Annotated in this window: 23 protein-coding genes and 1 tRNA gene; 13 read left to right on the top strand and 11 right to left on the bottom strand. The window is 73.5% G+C overall.

The annotated features are described in order from the left end of the window. Positions 1–8: 8 nt before the first annotated feature. Positions 9–1,196, top strand: coding sequence for an FHA domain-containing protein (locus ACFVVU_RS04590; protein ID WP_380682044.1), 1,188 nt, complete (start codon positions 9–11; stop codon positions 1,194–1,196). 64 nt (positions 1,197–1,260) lie between these two features. Here the strand turns inward: ACFVVU_RS04590 and ACFVVU_RS04585 are convergent, their stop codons facing one another. Beyond that, a complete protein-coding gene (locus ACFVVU_RS04585) occupies positions 1,261–2,226 on the bottom strand; it encodes an aminoglycoside phosphotransferase family protein (protein ID WP_387788373.1) in 966 nt (321 codons plus the stop codon). A gap of 64 nt (positions 2,227–2,290) precedes the next feature. Here ACFVVU_RS04585 and ACFVVU_RS04580 point away from each other — a divergent pair, with 64 nt between their 5' ends. Beyond that, on the top strand, positions 2,291–2,677 hold the full coding sequence (locus ACFVVU_RS04580) for a hypothetical protein (RefSeq protein WP_387788372.1): 387 nt from the start codon (positions 2,291–2,293) through the stop codon (positions 2,675–2,677). Between the two features lie 118 nt (positions 2,678–2,795). Further along, positions 2,796–5,294, top strand: a complete 2,499-nt coding sequence (locus ACFVVU_RS04575; protein ID WP_387788371.1) for a Tex family protein — start codon at positions 2,796–2,798, stop codon at positions 5,292–5,294. Between the two features lie 92 nt (positions 5,295–5,386). Here the strand turns inward: ACFVVU_RS04575 and ACFVVU_RS04570 are convergent, their stop codons facing one another. From ACFVVU_RS04570 to ACFVVU_RS04550, 5 genes are all read right to left on the bottom strand, one after another. Continuing rightward, on the bottom strand, positions 5,387–5,809 hold the full coding sequence (locus ACFVVU_RS04570) for an SHOCT domain-containing protein (protein ID WP_380686625.1): 423 nt from the start codon (positions 5,807–5,809) through the stop codon (positions 5,387–5,389). A gap of 151 nt (positions 5,810–5,960) precedes the next feature. Then, positions 5,961–6,698 carry an NUDIX domain-containing protein gene (locus ACFVVU_RS04565; RefSeq protein ID WP_387788370.1) on the bottom strand — a complete coding sequence of 246 codons (738 nt, stop codon included), beginning with the start codon at positions 6,696–6,698 and terminating at the stop codon, positions 5,961–5,963. Then, positions 6,695–7,855 (bottom strand): type III polyketide synthase, encoded by a 1,161-nt coding sequence (locus ACFVVU_RS04560; protein WP_387788369.1) that lies wholly within the window; start codon positions 7,853–7,855, stop codon positions 6,695–6,697. The genes ACFVVU_RS04565 and ACFVVU_RS04560 overlap by 4 nt, the downstream gene beginning before the upstream one ends. A gap of 99 nt (positions 7,856–7,954) precedes the next feature. After that, the gene (locus ACFVVU_RS04555) at positions 7,955–9,160 is read right to left on the bottom strand and encodes a cytochrome P450 (RefSeq protein ID WP_380686618.1); all 1,206 of its coding nucleotides are present in this window, start codon (positions 9,158–9,160) and stop codon (positions 7,955–7,957) included. 231 nt (positions 9,161–9,391) lie between these two features. Continuing rightward, positions 9,392–9,985, bottom strand: coding sequence for a TetR/AcrR family transcriptional regulator (locus ACFVVU_RS04550; protein ID WP_380686616.1), 594 nt, complete (start codon positions 9,983–9,985; stop codon positions 9,392–9,394). A gap of 137 nt (positions 9,986–10,122) precedes the next feature. Here ACFVVU_RS04550 and ACFVVU_RS04545 point away from each other — a divergent pair, with 137 nt between their 5' ends. Beyond that, positions 10,123–10,920 (top strand): SDR family NAD(P)-dependent oxidoreductase, encoded by a 798-nt coding sequence (locus ACFVVU_RS04545; RefSeq protein ID WP_380686613.1) that lies wholly within the window; start codon positions 10,123–10,125, stop codon positions 10,918–10,920. Between the two features lie 19 nt (positions 10,921–10,939). Here the strand turns inward: ACFVVU_RS04545 and ACFVVU_RS04540 are convergent, their stop codons facing one another. Continuing rightward, entirely contained in the window at positions 10,940–11,383 is a 444-nt protein-coding gene (locus tag ACFVVU_RS04540; protein WP_380686611.1) for a hypothetical protein, read from the bottom strand. A 136-nt stretch (positions 11,384–11,519) separates the two neighbouring features. On the opposite strand from ACFVVU_RS04540, the gene ACFVVU_RS04535 reads away from it, so the two are divergent. The 4 genes from ACFVVU_RS04535 to ACFVVU_RS04520 all read left to right on the top strand — a co-directional run bounded on the left by ACFVVU_RS04535 (position 11,520) and on the right by ACFVVU_RS04520 (position 14,434). Next, positions 11,520–12,035, top strand: a complete 516-nt coding sequence (locus ACFVVU_RS04535; protein WP_387788368.1) for a VanZ family protein — start codon at positions 11,520–11,522, stop codon at positions 12,033–12,035. Positions 12,036–12,142: 107 nt separating this feature from the next. Next, a complete protein-coding gene (locus ACFVVU_RS04530; protein WP_387788367.1) occupies positions 12,143–13,375 on the top strand; it encodes a GNAT family N-acetyltransferase in 1,233 nt (410 codons plus the stop codon). Positions 13,376–13,544: 169 nt separating this feature from the next. Continuing rightward, positions 13,545–13,979 carry a MarR family winged helix-turn-helix transcriptional regulator gene (locus ACFVVU_RS04525; RefSeq protein WP_380689912.1) on the top strand — a complete coding sequence of 145 codons (435 nt, stop codon included), beginning with the start codon at positions 13,545–13,547 and terminating at the stop codon, positions 13,977–13,979. Next, positions 13,976–14,434, top strand: coding sequence for a hypothetical protein (locus tag ACFVVU_RS04520; RefSeq protein WP_387788366.1), 459 nt, complete (start codon positions 13,976–13,978; stop codon positions 14,432–14,434). Before ACFVVU_RS04525 ends, ACFVVU_RS04520 begins: the two co-directional genes overlap by 4 nt. A gap of 115 nt (positions 14,435–14,549) precedes the next feature. Here ACFVVU_RS04520 and cutA read toward each other — a convergent pair whose 3' ends face one another. Beyond that, positions 14,550–14,882, bottom strand: coding sequence for a divalent-cation tolerance protein CutA (cutA, locus tag ACFVVU_RS04515; protein ID WP_380689916.1), 333 nt, complete (start codon positions 14,880–14,882; stop codon positions 14,550–14,552). A 129-nt stretch (positions 14,883–15,011) separates the two neighbouring features. Here cutA and ACFVVU_RS04510 point away from each other — a divergent pair, with 129 nt between their 5' ends. The 3 genes from ACFVVU_RS04510 (at position 15,012) to ACFVVU_RS04500 (ending at position 17,397) form a co-directional block, all read left to right on the top strand. After that, on the top strand, positions 15,012–16,094 hold the full coding sequence (locus tag ACFVVU_RS04510) for a restriction endonuclease (RefSeq protein ID WP_387788365.1): 1,083 nt from the start codon (positions 15,012–15,014) through the stop codon (positions 16,092–16,094). A gap of 64 nt (positions 16,095–16,158) precedes the next feature. Further along, complete coding sequence (locus tag ACFVVU_RS04505; RefSeq protein WP_387788364.1) at positions 16,159–16,500, top strand: DUF6191 domain-containing protein; 342 nt, start codon at positions 16,159–16,161, stop codon at positions 16,498–16,500. 51 nt (positions 16,501–16,551) lie between these two features. Then, positions 16,552–17,397 (top strand): hypothetical protein, encoded by an 846-nt coding sequence (locus ACFVVU_RS04500; RefSeq protein ID WP_387788363.1) that lies wholly within the window; start codon positions 16,552–16,554, stop codon positions 17,395–17,397. Between the two features lie 95 nt (positions 17,398–17,492). Here the strand turns inward: ACFVVU_RS04500 and ACFVVU_RS04495 are convergent. Further along, a tRNA-Gly gene (locus ACFVVU_RS04495) sits at positions 17,493–17,559 on the bottom strand. A 156-nt stretch (positions 17,560–17,715) separates the two neighbouring features. Beyond that, a complete protein-coding gene (locus ACFVVU_RS04490) occupies positions 17,716–19,239 on the bottom strand; it encodes a carbohydrate binding domain-containing protein (protein WP_387788362.1) in 1,524 nt (507 codons plus the stop codon). A 206-nt stretch (positions 19,240–19,445) separates the two neighbouring features. On the opposite strand from ACFVVU_RS04490, the gene ACFVVU_RS04485 reads away from it, so the two are divergent. Both ACFVVU_RS04485 and ACFVVU_RS04480 read left to right on the top strand, forming a co-directional pair. Further along, entirely contained in the window at positions 19,446–20,111 is a 666-nt protein-coding gene (locus ACFVVU_RS04485) for a GDSL-type esterase/lipase family protein (protein WP_387788361.1), read from the top strand. Positions 20,112–20,201: 90 nt separating this feature from the next. Beyond that, a complete protein-coding gene (locus tag ACFVVU_RS04480) occupies positions 20,202–21,158 on the top strand; it encodes an aldo/keto reductase (protein WP_380686495.1) in 957 nt (318 codons plus the stop codon). A 46-nt stretch (positions 21,159–21,204) separates the two neighbouring features. On the opposite strand, the gene ACFVVU_RS04475 is transcribed toward ACFVVU_RS04480, so the two are convergent. Beyond that, positions 21,205–21,849, bottom strand: coding sequence for a GNAT family N-acetyltransferase (locus tag ACFVVU_RS04475; RefSeq protein ID WP_380686497.1), 645 nt, complete (start codon positions 21,847–21,849; stop codon positions 21,205–21,207). Positions 21,850–21,907: the final 58 nt, after the last annotated feature.

Below are 21,907 nucleotides of genomic sequence, written 5' to 3'. Positions count from 1 at the left end.
AGGCCTCCATGGAGCACCGCCCCGAACGCCCTTCGTTCCGCGCCCTCGACCGCAACCTCGCCACCTCCGCCGACCGGGCGGACTATCTGGTCGAACTCTCCAACGTCGTGCGGCGGACCGACCTCGGCGGCTCCGCGGCGCGGTCGCTGCACCGGCTGGGGCTGGTGGTGGACGCGCTGGTGCGGCTGACCGGGGACCGGGACGTCGCGGTCTACTGCGTGGCCGACCGCAGTCTGCTGGGCGGGCGGCGGGAGTTCGAGGACGCGGCGGACGGCCGGACCCTGGCGCGCTGGGTCGCCGAGGGGCTGGTGGAGGAGGTGCCGGACGCCGACGAACGGGTGCTGGAGATCGCCGGTATGACCGGGATCCAGGTGGTCACCGCCGACCACTACGACGACCACCGGATCGAGCACCCGTGGATCCAGGGCAACACCTGGCAGTTCCTGCGGCCGGAGGCGGCCGGGCGCGGCGCGGTGCGGCTGGTGCCGCTGGACATGGGGTACCGGACGGGCGCGGAGATCTCCAAGAAGATGGAGCTGTCCGCGCTGAAGAAGCAGGGACTGCTGACGGCCGCCCGCAAGCCGCTGGTCGAGGTGGTCGGACGGGCGTGGCGCTGCCCGGAGGCCCGCTGCACCCTGTACAGCCCGCACCGCGGCGGGCGGGTGATGCTGCCCCGGATGCGCCGGGGCGTGCCCACCTGCGAACTGCACGGGACGCCGCTGCTCGACGACGGGGCCCGGCCCGGTGCCGCGCAGGTCAAGGTGGTGCTGGACGGGGAGTGCGTGGCCCGGTACACGCTGGACGAGGGGTCGCGGACGGCGGTCGGCCGGGCGCCGGTGGTGGCGGAGGACGCCATCGCGCTGCTCGGCCTGCTGCCGGCCGAGCGGGCGGCCCTGGTCAGCCGACGCCACCTGGTGGTCTCGGTGCGCGGCGGCGCGGTGACCGTACGGGACGCCAGCACGTACGGCAGCCGGCTGCGCGCGGCCGGGCGGCGCGGCCACCTGGGCCCGTGGGAGCGGCTCCCACCGGGCGCCGACCGGCCGTTCCGCCCGGGCGACGAGGTCGAGTTGACACCCGGGCTGGTGCTGACCCGCAGTGGCCGCCGCTTCCCGGCCGAGCTGGCCGGGGCCTGGCAGTCGGAGTCGGCCCGCACGCCGTTGCCGCCGGGGGCCGCCGAGCCGACGCGCTTCATCTGACCGGGGCCGGGGGCGGACACCGGGGTCACGCGCTGCCGCCGTGCGCTGCCGTCGCGCGCCGGGGTCACACGCTGCGGTCCGCCAGGATCTCCCGGACGATGTGCCGGGCGTTGGCGGCCAGCGGCGGGTTGGTGGTGCGGTAGTAGGGCAGTTGGACGAGAGCCAGGGACAGCGCCCAGGCGCGGCCGCGCTCCCAGGTGGCGTCGTCGACGGCCAGGGAGCTGCGGAAGGCCGGGCGGGCGCTGGGCGGCAGCAGGCTCCAGGCGGGCAGCAGGTCGACGGTCGGGTCGCCGACACCCAGCAGGCCGAAGTCCAGGACCGCGCTCAGCCGTTGGCCGGTGACCAGCAGGTTGCCCGGCGTGAGGTCGCCGTGTACCCAGACCGCCGGACCGGTGTGCCCGGGCAGTCGCAGCGCCTTGTCCCACAGGGTGGTCGCCGTCTCGGTGTCGATCACCCCGCGCAGCCGTCCGATGGCGGCCCGGGTGGCGGCGTCACGGCCGGCCAGCGGTCCGCCGCGCAGCGCGGCGGGGGCGCCCGGGTCCGGCTCGACGCCGCGCAGCGCGGTGAGGAAGTCGGCGAGGTCGTAGGCGAGTTGGACGGGGTTGGGGATGGAACCCGGGACCGGGTTGGCGCCGTCCAGCCAGCGCAGCACCGACCAGTTCCAGGGGTAGCCGACGGTCGGCCGGCCCTGGCCGACCGGCGCCGGGACGGGCACCGGCAGGTGCCGGGCGAGGCGGGGGAGCCAGTACTGCTCGCGCCCGAGGTTCCCGGCGGCCCAGGCCGCCCGGGGGAGGCGGACGGCGAGTTCGGGGCCGAGCCGGAACATCGCGTTGTCGGTGGCCGTGAAGCCCGCCGGCGCCAGCGGCAGGCCCTTCCAGTGCGGGAACTGGGCGGCGAGCAGGCGCCTCACCAGGCCGGTGTCGATGGCGGGTTCGTCGTCGTGGAGACGGTCGTGCAGCGGGTCGTGCAGAGGGTCGTACGGGTGGTCGTCGTCGTGCAGGTGGTCGGGCGTCCGAGCGGCTGCGCACATGCCCGGCACTGTACGCCGGGAGGGGCCCCGCGCTCAGGCGGATTTCGAACACCAGGGTGAGAACATGAGGATTTCGCGGGGGCGTTGGGTTTCGCGGGGGGCGCTCGGGCTCGCGGCCGCGCTGGCCGGAGCCGCCGTCCTCGGCCGGGTCAACAGCGGCTCCGGCGGGCTGCTGGTGCTGCGCGACCGGCTGGACCACCCCGCGTTCCTCGGAAGGCCGGTGCTGGTGCTGTTCTTCGGCGGCGTCCTGTTCTCGCGCTGGTGGCTGCCGGTCAGGATCGTGCTCACCCGCCGTTGGCACCTCGCGTACGTCAACGGCGACCGGCAGGGCGGGCCCGAGGTCGCCCGGGACGGCCCGGACCGGATCAGACTGGTGGAGGAGAAGGAGACCGTGCTGATCGGGCTCGGTCCGGACGGTTCCCCGGAGCGCACCGTCGACGACGGCTGCTGACCACGGCCGGAGCCCCCGGCGCGCCACGCCCGGGGTGCCGGGGGCGGGGCGGGGTGTCGGGGGTTGCTGCGAGAATGCCCGGGTACGGACAGCAACTCTGAAGAAGGTGACCGGCTTCGTGACCACGCCAGTCGAACAGGCGGCCCAGCAGGCCCAGCAGGCGATCGAGCGGAAGATCGCCGAGGAACTGGGCGTCCGCGAGGGGCAGGTGAAGTCGGCGGTCGAGCTGCTGGACGGCGGCGCGACGGTGCCGTTCGTGGCCCGCTACCGCAAGGAGGTCACCGGCTCGCTGGACGACGCGCAGCTGCGCACCCTGGAGGAGCGGCTGCGTTACCTGCGCGAGCTGGAGGAGCGGCGCACCGCCGTACTGGAGTCGATCGAGGCGCAGGGCAAGCTGGACGACGCGCTGCGCGCGCAGGTCCTGGCCGCCGACTCCAAGGCGCGGCTGGAGGACATCTACCTGCCGTTCAAGCCGAAGCGGCGCACCAAGGCGCAGATCGCCCGCGAGGCCGGTCTCGAACCGCTGGCCGACACCCTGCTCGCCGACCCGTCGCAGGACCCGGCGGCGCTGGCGGCCGGCTACCTGAACGAGTCGGTGGCCGACGCGCCGGCCGCGCTGGAGGGCGCCCGGGCGATCCTGGTCGAGCGGTTCGGCGAGGACGCCGACCTGGTCGGCTCGCTGCGCGAGCGGATGTGGACCCGCGGCCGGATGGTCGCCACCGTCCGCGAGGGCAAGGAGCAGGAGGGCGCGAAGTTCGCCGACTACTTCGACTTCGCCGAGCCGTACACCAAGCTCCCCTCGCACCGGATCCTGGCGATGCTGCGCGGCGAGAAGGAGGAGGTGCTGGACCTCGACCTGTCCCCGTACGACGGCGAGGAGGCCGGCGACCTGCCCGGCGCGAGCGACTACGAGCAGCGGATCGCCGCCCGCTTCGGCATCGCCGACCACGGCCGCCCGGCCGACAAGTGGCTCGGCGACACCGTCCGCTGGGCCTGGCGCACCCGGATCCTGGTCCGGCTCGGCATCGACCTGCGCGGCCGGCTGCGCGCGGAGGCCGAGGACGAGGCGGTCCGGGTCTTCGCCGCCAACCTGCGGGACCTGCTGCTCGCCGCCCCGGCCGGCACCCGCGCCACCATGGGCCTGGACCCGGGCTTCCGCACCGGCGTGAAGGTCGCCGTGGTGGACGCCACCGGCAAGGTGGTCGCGTACGAGACGATCTACCCGCACCAGCCGGCCAACAAGTGGGACGCCGCGCTGGCGACGCTGGCCGCGCTGGCGAAGAAGCACGACGTCGACCTGGTGGCGATCGGCAACGGCACCGCCTCCCGGGAGACCGACAAGCTCGCCGAGGACCTCATCAAGCGCCACCCGGAGCTGAAGCTCACCAAGGCGATGGTCAGCGAGGCCGGGGCCTCGGTCTACTCGGCGTCCGCCTTCGCCTCGCAGGAGTTGCCGGACCTCGACGTGTCGATCCGCGGCGCGGTCTCGATCGCCCGCCGGCTCCAGGACCCGCTGGCGGAACTGGTCAAGATCGACCCCAAGTCGATCGGCGTCGGCCAGTACCAGCACGACCTGAGCGAGGTGAAGCTCTCCCGTTCGCTGGACGCGGTGGTCGAGGACTGCGTCAACGCGGTCGGCGTGGACGTCAACACCGCCTCCGCCCCGCTGCTGACCCGGGTCTCCGGCATCACCGGCACCCTCGCGGACAACATCGTCGCCCACCGTGACGCCAATGGCCCGTTCCGCACCCGTAGGGCGCTCAAGGACGTGTCCCGGCTCGGTCCGAAGGCCTTCGAGCAGTGCGCGGGCTTCCTGCGGATCCCGGGCGGCGACGACCCGCTGGACGCCTCCAGCGTGCACCCGGAGGCGTACCCGGTGGTGCGCCGCATCCTCGCCGCGACCGGCGGGGAGCTGCGCGAGCTGATCGGCAACAGCGGGAAGCTGCGCGCCCTGCGGCCGGGCGACTTCGCCGACGACACCTTCGGCGTCCCGACCGTCACCGACATCCTCGGCGAGCTGGACAAGCCGGGCCGCGACCCGCGCCCGGCGTTCCGCACCGCGACCTTCAAGGAGGGCGTCGACAAGATCGGCGACCTGGAGGTCGGCATGGTGCTGGAGGGCGTGGTCACGAACGTGGCCGCGTTCGGCGCCTTCGTCGACGTGGGCGTGCACCAGGACGGTCTGGTGCACGTGTCGGCGCTGTCGAAGAACTTCGTCAAGGACCCGCGCGAGGTGGTGAAGCCGGGCGACATCGTGACCGTCCGGGTGACCTCGGTGGACGTGCCGCGCAAGCGGATCGGGCTCACCCTGCGGCTGGACGACGAGGTGGGGCGCGGCGGCGAGGGCGGCGGGCGCGGCGGCGACCGGCAGGCCCGTCCGCCGCGCCAGGAGCGGCGCGGCGGCCAGGGGGGTCAGGGCGGCCAGGGCGGCGGTCAGGGCGGCGGTCAGGGCGGCGGGCGCGGGCAGGACCGCCGCGACCGTGGTGACCGCGGTGGCTCCGGCGGCTCGGCGCCGCTGGGCAACAGCGCCATGGCGGACGCGCTGCGCCGGGCCGGGCTGGCCGGCGGCGGCGCGGCGGACGACCGCCGCGGCGACCGTCGCTCCGGGCGGCGCTGAGCATCAGAGCGGTGGCCGGTGGCCGGTGGCCGGTGGACACCCGTCCACCGGCCACCACCGCTCCTGCTCCACCGCCGCCGCGCCGGCCGGCGTCACACCAGCAGCTTGTCCTTGGCCTTCTGGTACTCCTCCTCGGAGATCGCCCCGCTGGACTTGAGGTCGGCCAGCCTGGCCAGGTCGTCGACGTGGCTCCGGGCGGGCGCCCCCTCCCCGGGCTCCGTCCCCGGCGCCGGGCCCGCCGCGTCCCGGATGTACGCCTTGAACGCGGCGTCCGCCTTCTGGGCCTGTTCGAGGTCGCGTTGGCCCATGCTCTTGCCGCGCACGATGACGTAGACCAGCACGCCGATCAGCGGCAGCAGGATCACCAGGAGCAGCCAGCCGGCCTTGGCCCAGCCGCCCATGTCGTGGCTGCGGAAGATGTCCGTGATGATCTTGAAGAGCAGGAAGAACCAGAGGATCCAGAGGAACAGCTCCAGCATCGTCCAGAAGATGTTGAGCAGCGGGTAGTTGTCCATGACGGCTCCCGTCGGTGCGGGCCCGAGAGGGACCCGAGTCCCTTCGAGTCATATCACCGGATATCGGACATCGCGGCCCGCTGCTGCGCCATTCCGGTGGTCTTCCGGCCGTCCCCCGGTGTTCACCCGAGGTGGCGGGAACAATCGCGGATCAGCGCGGATGCGACCGCAGCTCGACCGCCAGCTCGATCAGCTCGCCCCACCACGCGTCGCGGCCGGTCAGCAGCAGCCGCTGCGCCTCGGTCGGCTCCGCCGCACGGACCTCGACGACCTGCTCGCCGTCGTCCGGGTTGGTCGGGACGGAGTCCACCGCGACCTCGGCCCAGCCCCAGAGCCAGGCCTTCTCGGGGTGCGGCTGCCACGGCCGGTAGGGCACCGGGTCGTCGGTCACGCAGCGGTGCGCGCCCAGCCAGACCGGCTCGCCCAGCAGCCGGGCGCCGGCCTCCTCGCGCAGCTCGCGGACCAGGCAGGAGGCCACCGACTCGCCGCTCTCGCGGGTGCCGCCGGGCAGGAACCAGTGGTCGCGCTCGTCGCGGCAGAGCACCACCCGGCCACCGTCGGTGAACCCCACCAGGTGGATGTTGGTGACCAGCTCGTCCGGCGGCAGGACGGTGGAGAACTGGGCGTCGTAGCGGCCCCAGTCCCAGTACTGCGGGGCGTGCAGGGTGGGGAAGAGCGCGGCCAGCTCGGCGGCCCGGCCGGCCTCGGCCCGGTGGGCGGCGGCCCGCTCGGCGTCGTTCCGGCCGGCTTCGTCCCGCTCGGCCTCGGCGGGGCCGGCCGGTCTTGGGATCGACGGGGCTCCGGCGCCGTTCGGTGACCCGCCGGCCCCCTCGATGGTGGTGCTGTCGGTGGTGCCGGTGGTACCCGTGGCATCCGTGGTATCGGTCATTCGGTGATCGTAGTCCCGGCCGGACGCGGCAGGGGGGCCGTCTGGTGAGCGATCGTCAACTCCGAGGTGTCGATCGCGCGCGGAACGCGCGCGGCCACCGTCTCCAGTGGCCTGCCGACCCAACTGCCCAGCGAGATCTCGGCGGTGATGCCCGGGCCGAAGCCCGCGATGAGTCCCTGGGTGCCGTCCTCGACCCCGCCCTCGTCGAACATCCGGGCCAGCGCGTCGAAGACCACGGCGCTGGCGATGTTGCCGCGCTCGGTGAGCGTTGCCCGGGAGAAGCGGAACGCGGCCGGCTCCAGGTTGAGGAAGCGGCAGAGGTCGTCCAGGATCCGCGGGCCGCCCGCGTGCACGATGTAGAAGCCGAGGCCGGAGACGTTCCAGGCGTGCTCGACGGCCAGCGCGCGCAGGGCGGGGGCGAGCATCTCCATGGTGCCGGGGACGCGCTTGTCGAGCTGGAAGTGGAAGCCGGTGTCCTTGACCCCGTAGGAGATCCAGTTCTCGGTGTCCGGCACCAGGTGCGAGCCGTTGCGCTCCAGGTGGACGCCGGTGCCGCCGCGGCCGCGCAGTACGACGGCGGCGATCGCGTCGCCGAACAGCCCGTTGGAGAGCAGCGAGCCGACCCCGATGTCGCTGGGCTGGTAGCAGAGCGAGCAGAACTCGCAGGCCACGATGAGCACGTTGGCGCCGGGGTAGGCGCGGCAGAAGTCGTGCGCCCGGTTGACGGCGGCGCCGCCGGCCGCGCAGCCGAGCTGGGCGATCGGCAGCTGCCGGGTGTCGGAGCGGAACCCCATGGAGTTGATCAGCCACGCCGTCAGCGAGGGCATCATGAAGCCGGTGCAGGACACGTAGAGGATGAGGTCGACGTCCCGGGCGGCGAGTTCGGCGTGGTCGAGGGCGCGCTGGACCACCTCGGGCACGCGGCGCTTGGCCTCCCGTTCGTAGACGGCGTTGCGGGCGGTGAAGCCAGGGTGCTGCAGGGTCTCCTCGATGGGCTGGACCAGGTGCCTGGTCCGTACCCCGGTGTTCTCGATCAGCCGCAGCGCGAGGCCGAGTTGCGGGTGCTCGGCGTGCAGGGCGCGGGCCAGGTCGAGGGTCTGGTCGAGCGTGATGACGTGCTCGGGCACGGCGATGGCGGGGCGGCAGAGTGTGGCCATGGGGGAGGTCTCCGAACGGGCAAGTGGCCGATGGACGCGGCCGGGTACGGTGGGACGTCACCGCGGGGCGGTCGCCGGGCGGTGGTCACCGGACGGTGGTCACCAGGCGACCGGCAGGGTCCGCGGGTAGCGCCAGATCGAGCCGGTCTGCCAGTCCAGCTCGGCGGGCGGCACGGCGAGCCGCAGCCCGGGGAACCGGTTCAGCAGGGTGCCGATGGCCACCTGGAGCTCCATCCGGGCCAGGTGGGAGCCGAGGCAGTGGTGGGTGCCGTAGCCGAAGGTCATGTGGGTGGGCGCGCCGCGGTCGAGGTCCAGCTCGTCGGGCCGCTCGTACATCGCGGGGTCGCGGTTGGCGGCCAGGTAGGAGACGTGCACCGGCTCGCCGGCCTTGATCAGCACGCCGCCGAGCTCGACGTCCTCGGTGGCGACCCGGGCGATGCCCACGCCCTGGCGGAACGGGATGAAGCGCAGCAGCTCCTCCAGGGCGCGCGGCAGCAGGTCGGGCTGCGCGCGCAGCTTGGCCAGCTGCTCGGGGTGGGTGAGCAGGGTGTAGGTGATGTTGGAGAGCTCGTAGGTGCTGGTGTCGTGGCCGGTGACCAGCAGGACCATGGCCATGACGGCGAGTTCGTCGTCGTCCAGCAGCTCGTCGCCGTCGCGGGCGGTGGCGAGCGCGCTGATGAGGTCCTCGCCGGGCGAGCGGCGGCGGGCGGCGGTGAGCTCGGAGAAGTAGGCGCGCAGGGCGGCCTTGGCGTTGACCTGGCCGGCGCCGCTGCCGGGGCCCATGGACATCATCGCGACGGCGTGGCCGCGGAGTTCGGCGCGGTCCTCGGCGGGGATGTCGAGCAGCTCGCAGATGGTGGTGAGCGGCAGCCGGGCGGAGAGGTGGGCGACGAGGTCGGCGGGGGCGCCGTGCTCCTCCATCTCGTCGAAGTAGCCGTCGACGACGCGCTGGGTGTGCGGGCGCATCCGCTCCACCTGGCGGTTGGTGAAGCCCTGGGCGACCAGGCGGCGGAGCCGGTTGTGGGCCGGCGGGTCCATCAGGTTGATCGACTCGACCTGCGCGATCGGCGCGGGCGTCATCCGGGGCAGGTCACGGCCGATGCCCGCGGCGCGGCTGAACCGGCGGTCGGTGGTGACCACCCGGACGTCCTCGTAGCGGGTGGCGAGCCAGGCCTCGCCCTCGCCGTGCGGCAGACGGATCCTGGCGATCGGCTCCTCGGTCAGCAGACGCTTGAGCAGGGGGTCGAACTCCAGGCCGTCGGTGTGGTTGAAGGGGCAGTCCCACACGGGGGCGGAGGTAGTCACGGGCTGGTCCCAGGGGCCGGTTCTGCCGCCCGGACGGAGGTCGTTCGAGCGCGGACGTGCTGATGTTGCCCCATCGGGCCGCAAAAGTGGGGACACAGGCGATAGTTCCCCCTATCGAGTGATATGGAGGATTGTCATGCGATATAGGGGAGTTGGGGATGCGAGGCCCGGCGGCCGACGGGCCGGACGGGCGCAACGGTGAGCGCGTCGGCCCGCGCGCCGGCGGTCGGGTCAGCGCGCGGTGCGCGGCCCCGCGCCGTGTAGCAGGGTATCGACGATCCGGGCCGCCAGGGTGTCCGGATCGGCGTCGACGGCCGTCGTGCCGACGTCGCCGTGCAGGGCCTCGCCGATGAGCGCGTAGAAGACCCGGCGCACCCACTCCAGGTCCGCGTCCGCGGCGATCACGCCCTGCTCGCGGATCCGGCCGAGCAGTTCGAGGCAGCGGCCGGCGATCTCGCGGTGCGTCCGCGCGGCCTCCTCGCTGTGGGCGACCGCGGGCCCGAGCGCGAAGCCCCAGGCGGCCTTCACTCGCAGCACATTGGCCGTCGTCCGGTGCAGCGCGACCAGTGGCGGCGCGGTCTCCGGGTGGCCGTCCTCGATGGCTTCGGCGAGCTTGGCGGCGGCCTCGGCGGTGAGCGCGTCGATCAGGGCCTGGCGGTTGGCGAACCGGCGGTGGACGGTGGTCCGGGTGACGCCGGCGGCCTCCGCGATCTGCTCCATGGAGGCGCCCGGGGTCTGCGCGAGGACGCGTTCCGCCGCCGCGAGGATCGCGCGGATGCTGCGTTCGGCGTCGGCGCGCAGCGGGCGCCCGGACGTGTTGCTCATCGTGTGCCTCCAGCTCTGACGTACCGGGGAACGGTACAGCGGGGGAACGGGTCGCCCAATAAGTGAAACAGTGATGTCGCACATCTATGGTTATCCGATACTCTCGTGTCACATCTTGCGAGACAAGGAGCACCACTGTGCGTACGGCCACCACTGCTCTGATCACCGGCGCCTCCTCCGGCCTCGGCGCCGAGTTCGCCGCCCAGCTCGCCGCGCGCGGCCACGACCTCGTGCTGGTCGCCCGCTCCGCCGACCGCCTGCGGGACCTCGCGGAACGCCTCGGCAAGGCCCACGGCGTCACCGCCCACGTCCTCGTCCAGGACCTCTCCGAGCCCGACGCCGCCCGCCGGACGGGTGCCGAACTCGCCGAGCGCGGCCTGACGGTGGACCTGCTGGTCAACAACGCCGGCTTCGGCACCTGCGGTTCGTTCGGGACGATCGACCCGCGGAGCGACCACGACCAGCTGATGGTCAACGTCGTCGCGCTCGTCGGCCTCACCCATGAACTGCTGCCCGGCATGCTCGCGCGCGGCCGCGGCGCGGTGCTCAACGTGGCGTCCACGGCGGCCTTCCAGCCGACTCCGTACTTCGCCGTCTACGGCTCGTCGAAGAGCTTCGTGCTCAACTTCAGCCTCGCGCTGCGCCAGGAGTACCGGCGGCGCGGCATCCGCGTCCTGGCCCTGTGCCCAGGGCCCGTGGAGACCGGGTTCTTCGACGTCATCGGCACCCGGAAGGCCGCGGTCACGGGTGCGTTCACCACCCCGGAGCCGGTCGTCCGGGCCGCACTGCGGGCCCTGGACGCCGGCCGTTCCTACGTCGTCCCCGGCCCGAGCAACCAGTTCGGCGCCCACCTCGCCCCGCGCCGCCCGCGCGCTCTGGTCGCCGCGGTGGCCGAGCGGTTGTCGCGCGGTGTCCGGGACGCGATGGCGGTCTGAGGCCCGCGCGTCCCGGGCGTCAGCTCCAGTCGGCGACGCGGACCGCGCCCATCACCGAGCCGGTGGCGTTGTAGAGGACGAGCATCCGGGCGGGGTCGTCCGGCCCGGCCCAGTTCAGGTAGGCGCGGATGATGGTGCGCGTCCGGGCGTCGACGTTCTCGGGGAAGTCGGTGGCCAGGTAGGTGTTGACGTGGTCGTCCTGCTGCACGGCCCGGTTGAGCCTGGTGACGTGGCCCAGGACGGCTGTCCGCTGCTCCTCGGTGCCGTGCTGCTCGACCCACCGGGTGAAGGCGGCGGAGCCGTCCTCGGCGCCGGGCGCGGACGGCATGGCGGAGGGCGCGTGGGCGTCGCGCGCTCCACCGGGCCGGGGAGGCTCGGGCCGGCTCGCGGCCGGCCGGAACGCGACGACGATCAGCACGGTGGCCGCGACGCCCACGACGACTGCCGCCGGACGGAGCTTCATGCGATTGACCCCCTTGGTCGGAATTCCAACTGACTCTAACAGTGCGCCAGTTCAAGGATCGGTCGAGGGCGGACGGTGCGCCGGGGAGAACCGCGCGGGCGTCGGCGGCGTCCGTGCGGGCGTGATCAAAACCGTGTTGAACGGGCTACCGATGTTCTGGCCCGGACTGCTCGCCTCCCTCGTCCCGGCGGCGCTGCTCAACCGCCCGGTCGGGCGGCTGCTGCGCACGCACTGGGCGGTGGGCTTCCTCCTGCTGCTCGCCCTCGGCGTGGTGGCCACGCTGACCCTGTTGCCGGCGCACCCGCGCCCGCTCCGGGAGGACGCCTCCTGGGCGGGCGTCGTCCGGCACTGCTCGTTCGGCGGCCTCCACCTGCGGCCGCCGGGGGAGTGGTTCGGCTCGCGGCAGGCCGACCTCGCGATCCTGATGTTCGCCCCGATCGGTCTGGCCGCCGCCCTGGCCGGCTCCCGCCGCCGGGCCGCCGCCGTGCTCGTCGGTGCCGCCGCGCTCCCGTTCGCCCTGGAGGCCGCCCAGTACGCCGTACCCGCCCTGGGCCGCGCCTGCGATGCCCAGGACGTTCTCGACTCCCTGCTCGGCCTGGCCCTCGGCACCCTCCTCGGCCTCCTCTCCCGCCCCGCCCTCCGCTACGCGTGAGGACCCGGGGCGGGCGCGAAAATCGCTTGACCTGGGCGTCCGGGGGAGTTGCACTGTGGCGGGCACCACGTGCGGTGGTGCCGTGACCAGGGGAGGCCGCTGTACCCATGGAGATCCGTTCCACCACCGAGCAGGACCGTGACGTCTTCGTCGAAACCCTCCTCGTCCCGTTCGGGCTGGCCCCGGACACACCGGCCGAGGACGGCGGCGGGGTCTGGTGGGCGGCCATGGAGCTGGACCGGGGCGTGCTGGCGGTGGCGGACGACGGGAAGCCGATCGGCACGGCCGGCGCGTACTCCTTCGAACTCACCCTGCCCGGTGGCGCCATCGTCCCGGTCGCCGGGGTGACCGCCGTCGGCGTGCTGCCAACCCATAGGCGCCAGGGCGTGCTCACCGGGATGATGCGGCACCAGCTCGCGGAGCTTCGGGAGCGGGGGGAGTTCCTCTCGGTACTGCTGGCCTCCGAGGCCGTCATCTACCGCCGCTTCGGCTACGGCCCGGCGACGTACACCCGGCGGCTGACGGTGCCGCGCCACCGCTCGGACCTCGCCGCCCCGCGGGCGGGCGGCGCCGCGGACACCGGCACGGTCGAGGTGCTGCGGCGGGCCGAGTGCGTCGACCTCATGGAGGAGGTCTACGACCGGTACCGGCGCACGCAGCCCGGCGCGGTGTCGCGGCCGCACCACTGGTGGGCCCTGCGGGCGGGGCAGCCGCCCATCGCCCCGGCGCCGCGCTACGTCGCCGTCCACCGCGATGCCGACGGCGTACCGGACGGGTACGCGAGCTACTCGCGGGGCGACTACGACCACGTGACCAAGACGCTCACCCTGACCGTCGACGAGACCATAGCCGTCGACGATGCCGCCTTCACGGCCCTGGCCCGGTACGTGCTGCAACACGACCTGATGACCAAGATCGTGTTCAAGCACCTCCCGACCGATCACCCGCTGCGCTGGCAGCTCGCCGACTTCCGCGCGGGCGAGGTGACCGACGAGACGGACTGGCTCTGGGTGCGCCTGCTGGACGTCCCCCGCGCCCTGACCGCGCGCGGCTGGTTCGCCGACGGCGAGCTCGTCCTCGACGTGGCGGACGCGTTCCTCGGCGAGCACAACCGCTACCTGCTGACCGTCCGCGACGGCAAGGCCGAGTGCGTCCCGACCGACCGCGAGCCCGACCTCTCGCTCGACGTCAGCGACCTGGGGTCCATCTACCTCGGCGGCACCACCCCCAGCACCCTGATCCGCGCCGGCCACATCCGCGCCCACCACCCCGACGCCGCCGCCCTCGCCGACACCCTCTTCCGCACCGACCGCGCCCCGCACGCCCTCCACTGGTTCTGACAGGGGAAAGCCGACGGCCCGCCGCTCCGCCCTCGGAGCGGCGGGCAGTTTCTGCTTCAGGCCTCGGTGGTGGTGGCGTAGGTGAGGAAGGCCTGCCGGCTGTCGGGGGCGTCGGTGGCTGGTGGCCCCGACTTGCGGCGTATTGTACGAAATCGTACAGTTCGAAATCGTGAAATCCGAATCCGTACCATCCGACTGGTCCGCCCTGCTGGCGCTCCAGCGGGCCACCCATGCCACCCTCCAGGTGCTCGCCGCAGAACTGGTCGACCTGGACCTGACCGCCTCCGAGATCAATGCGCTGGCCAACCTTGCCGACGGCCGTGGGCGAACCGTCTCCGAGCTGGGCGCGGCCGTCGGCACCCGCCCCACCACGCTGACCAGCGTGCTGGACCGGCTGGAGCGGCGCGGTCACATCACCCGAGGCACCCGCCCGGGAGACCGCCGGGCGGTGCTCATCGCACTCACCCCCTCCGGGCGGGTGGCTGCCACCACGATCCACCAGGCCATCGCCGACTTGGAACGCCGCGCGCTCGGCAACCTGCCCGACGACGCTGTTGTCGCCCTGCGCACCGCCCTGCAAGCCCTGACAGAGGTGTCCTCATGACCCTGCGCGAGCCCCGACCGCAGGTCGCCGATGCGCCCACCTTCGAAGCGTTGATGGCGGAGGCGATGGCGACCGCCGGGCGGTTCGGCCACCGCGAGCACGTCCATCTGACGTGGCTGGCCGTGCGGGAGTACGGCGTGCCCGCCGCGGTCGGTGTGGTCAGCGACGGGATCCGGCGCACCGCCCGCAACGCGGGTGCACCCGAGAAGTACCACGCGACCATCAGCCGTGCCTGGGTGGAACTGGTCGGGCACCACGCGACCGAACCCGACGAAGGTGACTTCACCGCGTTCGCGGACCGCCACCCCGAGCTGCTCGACAAGCAACTGCTGACCCGCTTCTACCGCCCGGCGACGCTGGCCGGCGCGCAGGCGAGGACCAGCTGGGTCGAGCCCGACCTCGCCCCGTTCCCTTGGCGGGACGGCGCTGACCGGCGGGACTCTCCGGAGGAATAGGCGCCGGGCCGTGCGGCCGGGCCGGCGCGGCACGTGCCCGCGATCGGCCCGTTCGCGACCGCCGGGCAGTGGCGCGCCGCAGGAAGTCGCCGGAACCCGGCGCGGGAACAGGCGCTCATCGCTCGGCGGTCTCCGCCCGTACCCACTCCAGGTACGCGGGGCTCCCGGCCGCCACCGTGACGGCGACGACCTCGGGGGTGTCGTAGTCGTGGTGCTCGTCGATGAACCCGGTGAGGGCGTCGGCGAGTTCGGCGCGGGTCTTGAAGTCGATCCGCCACTCGGCCGTGTCCTGGACCTCGCCCTCCCACCAGTAGACGGACTGGATCCGGTACACCTGCGCGCAGGCCGCGAGCCGGGCCCGTACCGCGGCGGTGGCCAGGGCGCGGGCCTTCGCCTCGTCGTCGTGGGTCGTGGTCATCACAAGAAGGTCGCTGTTGTTCGTCGTCATGCCGAAAGCCTATGAGCGGCGGTAACCTACTCACTTACCCAGCGGGGGACACACCCAAGCCGTTCTGAAGTCGCCGTTTATGACACGCACCTGACGACCTGTCGGTCGGGTGCGTTCGAGGGAGTACCTATGTCCCGGAGCCGCAAGCTCCACCGCCTCAGCAACCCCGACACCGCCGAGCGCCGTGCGCAGCGCATGCTGTTCCGGCATCTGCGTGACGACACCAATGCGAACCGCGGCCGGATGGCGCGGCGGGTGCGCGAACTCCAGCTCCTGCTGGAGATGGACCCGATCGAGTTCGAGGGGCTGATCGCCCGGCTGATGGAGTCCACGGGCATGAAGGTCGAGCTCACGGCCCGGTCCAAGGACGGCGGGGTGGACGTCCGGGGCATCGACACCGACCCGTTCCGGGGCGGGAACGTGATCGTGCAGGTCAAGCGGTACCGGGACACGGTGACGCCGTCGGCGGTCCGGGACCTCTACGGCACGCTGCAGCACGACGGGGCCGCGACGAAGGCCGTGTTGGTGACGACCAGCAAGTTCGGGCCCAGCTCGCACCAGTTCGTGTCCGGCAAGCCGATCACGCTGATCAACGGCGCCGAGCTGGTCGGTCTGCTGAAGCACCACGGGTTCCACGAGATCTTCGCACCGGCCTACGAGGAGGCCGCGGGTGCCGGGGGCGAGCAGCAGCCGGCGATCGAGGTGGCCGCCGAGCCGTCCCGGCTGCTGCTGCACTGGACCGGGGAGGAGGAGTACGACATCGCCGCCCTGGTCTGCCAGGGCAACCGGGCGCTCTCCGACGACCATCTCGTTTTTTACAACAACGCCTCGACGCCGGACGGTTCCGTCCGTCTGGTCACCGGCTACGACGACGCCAACGCCTGCTTGATGGTCGACTTCGAGGCGCTCCCCGCCGAGGCCGACCGGCTGGTCATCATCGCCGCCGCCGACACCGAGAACCACCCCGACGCCACCATGGCCGGGTTCGGCGGGCCGGCGCTGATCCTCGAAGCGGGCGCCGACCAGGACGCGGCGATCGTGCACCTGGCGGACGGGGCGGAGTCCAACATCGCGATGCGGCTCGGCCGCTTCGACCGTGACGACGCCGGCAACTGGGACTTCACGCCCGCCCTGGCCGGGTACCCGGGTGGCCTGCGGCAGGCGGTCGTCGCCTACGGCCTGGAGGTCGCGGACGAGGAGCCGGTGGCGTAGTTCGGCGGCCCGCGCAGGAAGTCGGCGGGTCCGACTTCCTGCGCGGAGGGCGGTCGGAACGATCGTGTGCGGCACGCTCGTTGGGCCGGGCATGGTGGTGGTGACGGTGGCCCTGGTGGTGGCGGCGCTGGTGACCGCGCTGTTCGCGGTGGCGGCGGTCCGGAGCGGACGCCGGAGGAGGTCGCGCGCCGGGACGGTTGCGGGCGGCCTCGGTATGACGGCGGTCGAGGAACTGCACGCGTTCTTCAACGCCAACAAACGCGTTCAGATCGAACAGCGCCAGGCTCGGCTGGTCCTGCGGGACGACGAGCACGCCGGCGCCCCGCCCGGGGCGGGGGTCGACCTGGACGCGGGCGTCGCGATGGTCCGGGGCCGGGGGAAAACAGTTCGACCACGGACCAGATGATGTGTCAGGATGCGCCCCGTCTCTTTGTTCGACCGGGGGGTTCTCCTGACCATGCGTCGTTCCACTGTCTTTGCTGTCGCCGCTGCGGCGGTCTCCCTCGTCGGCCTGGTGGGCTGCAACGACGATGCGGCGCCGGCCGCGTCCGCCCCGTCGTCCGCGTCGTCGTCCGCGTCGGTGACCGGCGCGCCCGAGGCCGCGCCGACCGCCACGCCGACGCCCACCGCCGTCGAGACGCCGACGTCGACGCCCACCGTCACCACAACGCCCACCGTCACCGCCACGACGGTGGGCGGGGCGATCGACCCGGAGAAGGCGCTCGCGCTGGCGGAGAAGACGCCGTACGCGGCCACCCAGGACTTCACGACCGAGGGCGGCCCGCTCAGCGCAGTCACCAAGGGCCGGGTCAACCTCAACGGGCCCGTCCGCTCCGGCCGGCTCAGCGAATCCATGAGCGCGGGCGGCGGCGGCGACGTCGTCGGCGCCACCGACAGCGGCCCGACCACCGTCGTGACCGACGACGGCACCACCTACATCAAGAGCGGAAGCAGCTGGCGGAAGTCCCCGCTCGGCGACCGGATCGCCGACTACCACGGCTACGCCAAGGCGCTGCTGGACCTCGGCCGGTCCGCCCGCCAGGGGATGGAGGACTGCGAGGGCACCCCGTGCTTCCACCTCGCCGGCACCGTCGACCTGGAGCGGATGAAGGCGGTGGAGCCCGAGAGCTACAAGATCCTCAAGGGCAAGGGCGTCACGAGCTTCCACCTCGACCAGTGGATCGACGCCCAGGGGCGTACCGTCCGCTTCGACCGGAAGACCGAGCTGAAGGGCGTCCCGATGCGCATCCACGGGACCTTCCGCGAGTTCGGCCCGGTGGAGCGGATCACCGCCCCGGCGTAGCGCCTGGACGGCGGCGGGGTCACCACCGCTCCGGCGGCAGGGTCACCAGGCGGCCTCACGGTAGTCCTTGAGGAAGACGCCGGAGACGGGGGACCCGGCCTCGCCCGGATTCGAACCGACGTGTCCGCCTTGGCAAGGCGGTGCGCCTGCCTCTGCGCTGCCCCTGGGCATTGACCGGGACTGTAGTCGACCGGCGGGGAACGCGCGCGCGAATTGCGGCGGCGCCGGCGACCCCCGGGAAAGGGGGCCGTCGGCGCCGTCCGGTGCCCGGCACTCAGCGAGTGTCAGGGCTTGTCAGGGCTCGGCGGGTGCCGGGGCTCAGCCGGCGTACTGGGCGAAGATCTTCGCGAACTCGTACGGCTGCTGCGGGATGTTGGTGCACTTGAAGAGGCCGCCGCCGGTGCAGGCGTTGGCGTCCCGGGTGGCGTCCCAGAAGGCCAGCACGCCGAGGTGGTGCTGCCGGGCGAAGGCGACCAGCTGCTGGGCGTCGGCCTGGTTGTAGATCTGGTGGTCGTCGTTCTCGCCGAGCATCGGGGTGACCCCGACCGTCGCCCACAGCTGGGCGTCGCTCTTGGCCGGGTACAGCGCCTTGAGCTGGCCGTACAGGGACTGCGCGGCCTGGACGGCGGCGTCGCCGTAGTCGGTGCCGGTGCGGTAGTAGTCCATCGCCATGACGTTGACGACGTCGACGTCCAGGCCCGCGTCCCGGGCGGAGCGGACGATGGCGACGCCCTCGGTGGTCAGGCCCTCGGGCAGGACCGGCAGGGTGAAGGAGACCTTGAGGCCGGGGTGGGCCTTCTGCAGCTTGGCGAGGGCGGCGGAGCGGCGGTCGTTGGCGACGGTGTCGGCGATCGCGGCGCCCTCGATGTCGAAGTCGACGTAGCGCAGGTCGTAGGCGTTCACCACGGCGTCGTACTCGGCGAACAGGGAGTCGACGCTGGTGCAGGCGGCGGCGAGTTCGGTGCCGCTGGCGCCGCCGAAGGAGAGCTTGACGTCGCCGCCGGCCGCGCGCAGCGCGTCGATCTGGTCCTTGGCCCAGCCGGTGCGCGGGTCGTAGGCGTTGAACCAGCTGGCCTTGCAGCCCACGGCGGTGACGAAGCCCATGGTGAAGCCCTTGAGGTTGCCGGACTTGGCCATCGCGGGCATCGACGGGGTGGGCCAGGCGCCCATGTCGATGTACGGGGCGACCGGGAGGGCGACGTTCGGCGCGGGGGTGGTCGGCCCGCCGGTCGGCGGCGTGGTGGTGGGCGGTGTGGTGGTCGGGGGCGTGGTGGTGGGCGGCGGGGTGCTCGGGTTGCCGCCGGGGCCGGTGAGCGTGACGTCGTCGGCGAGGTAGGCGCCCTGCCCGTACCAGCCGTGCAGGTAGACGTTGACGCTGGTGGTGGCCGCGCCGGTGGTGAAGGTGGAGGTCAGCTGCTGCCAGCCGGAGCCGCCGGGCGTCCAGACGGCCGGGTCGGTGACGCCGCTGCCGGTCGCGCCGAGGTACACGTACTGGCCCTGGACCCAGGCGCTCAGCGTGTACGTGGTGTTGGGCCGCACCGTGACGCTCTGGCCGCACTGCGCGGTGTCCGCGCTGGAGACCTCGCCGCGCAGCGCGTACGAGCCGCCGTGCGCGCCGGAGTCGACCACGCTGCCGGCCGTTCCGGTACAGCTCCAGGCGCCCAGCGAGCCGCTCTCGAACCCGGGGTTGCCGAGCAGGTTGCCGTCGGCGGCGCCGGCGTTCCCGGCCATCGTGGCGAGGCCGCCGCCGGCCAGGACGACGGCGGTGGTGAGGCCGAGCACCTTGGTGCGGAGGACCGGGCGGCGGTGCCGGGCAGCGGTGTCGTGGGGCGCGCGTGGCATGGGGGTGCCTCTCGGTGGACGGGGGCCGCCGCCCGGCCCGCGCGGGGGGAGGAGACGCGGGGCGGGCGGCGGTGGAGGGGTGGTCCGGTGGGGGAGTTGCGCGGTGCTGAGCATCAACCTGGACTAGACCACCTGGGCACGTCAAGAACCTCCCGTGCATCAAAGGCACGTCATGGCAAGGCTTACGCGGACCTTAAGGTTCCGCTGTGACCAAGGACTTGAATGGCAGGGACCTGCGGATCGTCTTCGTCGGCGACTCGTTCACCCAGGGCGTCGGGGACCCGGAGTTCCGGGGCTGGGTGGGCCGGGTGATGGCGGACTGCTGGGCGGATCTCGCGGCGCGGCCGGACGCGGTGACGGCGTTCAACCTGGGCGTGCGGCGCAGCACTTCGGCGGACGTGCTGGCCCGCTGCCGGGGTGAGGCGGCGGTCCGGGCGCTGCCCGGCGCGGACAACCGGCTGGTGCTGTCGGTGGGCAGCAACGACGCGGTGGAGGAGGGCGGCCGGGTGCGGGTCGCGCCGGAGGCGTGCCTGGCCAACGTGGCGGCGCTGCTGGACGGGGCGCGCGAGCGCGGCCTCGCGCCGCTGATGGTGGGCCCGCCGCCGGTGGTCGGCGCGGGCGCGCCGCACCTGGAGCGGGCGCTGGCGCTGGCCGACGGGATCGCCGGGATCTGCGCCGGGCGCGGGGTGCCGTTCGTCGGCGTGACCCGGGAGCTGGCGGCGGACCGGGTCTGGGCGGCGGAGGCGCTGGCCGGGGACGGCGCGCACCCGGGGGCGGGCGGGTACCGGCGGCTCGCGGACCTGGTGCTGGGGGGAGGGTTCCGGGACTGGCTGGCGCGGCGTCACCCGGTGGCGGGAACGGGCTTGACCTAGAGCGCACTCGAAGGGACAGGCTGTTCCCCGTTGAGTTGATCCGACCGCGGTCGGCGCCACGCCGGGCCGGCACCAGTGAGGAGTACCGTCATGCGCAACGCCACGCTCGGCAGCGAGGGTCCCGAGGTCGGGGTCGTCGGCCTCGGCTGCATGGGGATGACCTGGGCCTACGACGTGCACAACCGCGACGACGACAAGTCGGTGCGGGTGATCCGGCAGGCGCTGGACCTCGGCGTCACGCTGATCGACACCTCCGACATCTACGGGCCGTACACCAACGAGGAGGTGGTCGGCGCCGCGCTGGCCGGGCCGTACCGGGAGCGCGCGGTGCTGGCCACCAAGGTGGGCCTGGTGCCGGGCAACGACGAGGAGCGGGTGCTGCGCAACGGGCGGCCGGAGCACATCCGCCGGGCGATCGACGACAGCCTGCGCCGGCTCGGCACCGACCACGTCGACCTGTACCAGCTGCACCGGATCGACCCGGAGGTGCCGGTCGAGGAGTCCTGGGGCGCGCTCGCCGAGGCGGTGGCGGCCGGAAAGGCGCGGCGGATCGGTCTCTCCGAGGTGACCGTCGAGGAGATCGGGCGCGCGCAGGCCGTGCACCCGGTGGCCTCGGTGCAGAACGAGCTGTCGCTCTGGACCCGGGACTCGCTCGCCGAGGTGCTGCCCTACACCGAGGAGCAGGGGATCGCGTTCCTGCCGTTCTCCCCGCTCGGCCGGGGCTTCCTGACCGGCGGCATCGCCTCGTTCGACGAGCTGCCGGCGGACGACTTCCGCCGGCAGCTGCCGCGCTTCCAGCAGGAGGCGCTGAAGGCCAACCTGGCGCTGGTGGAGCGGGTGCGGGAGGTCGCGGCGCGGCACGGTGCGACGCCCGCGCAGGTGGCGCTCGCCTGGGTGCTGGCGCAGGGGCGGTACGTGCTGCCGATCCCGGGGACCAGGACGCCGAAGTACCTGGAGGAGAACGCGGCGGCGGCCGATCTGGTGCTCTCGCCGGCCGACCTCGCCGAGCTGGACGCGTTGCCGGCGGCGACCGGCGAGCGGTACTGACCGTCCGGACCCCGCAGGTCCTGGGGGCCCGGCACCCTCGGCACCTTCACCAGACGGCGCACGGGCCGGGCGGGTGGCGCTCCTGGATCCAGACCTGCTCGCGCCCGGTCTCGCCCGGCGCCCGGACCGGCGCGTCGACCACCCGGTCGAGCCGGAAGCCGAGCCGGCGGGCCACCGCGCCGCTGGCGGTGTTGGCCGGGTCGCAGTGGAGCTCGACCCGGCGGATCCCGGGCAGGGCGAGTGCCGCCGCGGTGACCGACCGGGCGGCGGCGGTGGCGATGCCGCGGCGGCCGTGCTCGGCGCTCACCCAGTAGCCGATCTCCAGCGCGCCCGGGCCGATCCTGCGGTGCAGGCCGAACGAGCCGATCACCCGGCCCGGTTCGGCGTCCAGGGCGGCCAGGTAGATGAAGTCGGTGCCGGCGTCCCAGGCGGCGACGCCGGCCGCGGCGAGTGCGGCGGTCCGGGCGGGGGTGGGCGCCTCGGCGGCCCACTCCATCCAGGGGCGCAGGTGCTCCAGGTTGGCCCGGACGGCGGCGTTGAGCGCGGGGGCCTGGGCCGGGGAGCGCCGCCGCAGGGTGATCCCGTCGGCCGGCCGCAGCAGTTCGGGCGGCCGGCCGGGGGCGGGCGCGCCGAGGGCCGGCACACCGGGCGCGGAGGCGCCCCCGCGCGGCGGCGGCATGACGTGGTCCATGACGGCGATTATGTCGACGTCCTGTACCTGTCACCACCGGCCGCCGCCGCGCGCCGGC

This window comes from Kitasatospora sp. NPDC057965 (genome assembly GCF_042887135.1).
Classification (GTDB): domain Bacteria; phylum Actinomycetota; class Actinomycetes; order Streptomycetales; family Streptomycetaceae; genus Kitasatospora.
This window is presented reverse-complemented; position numbering and strand designations above follow the sequence as displayed.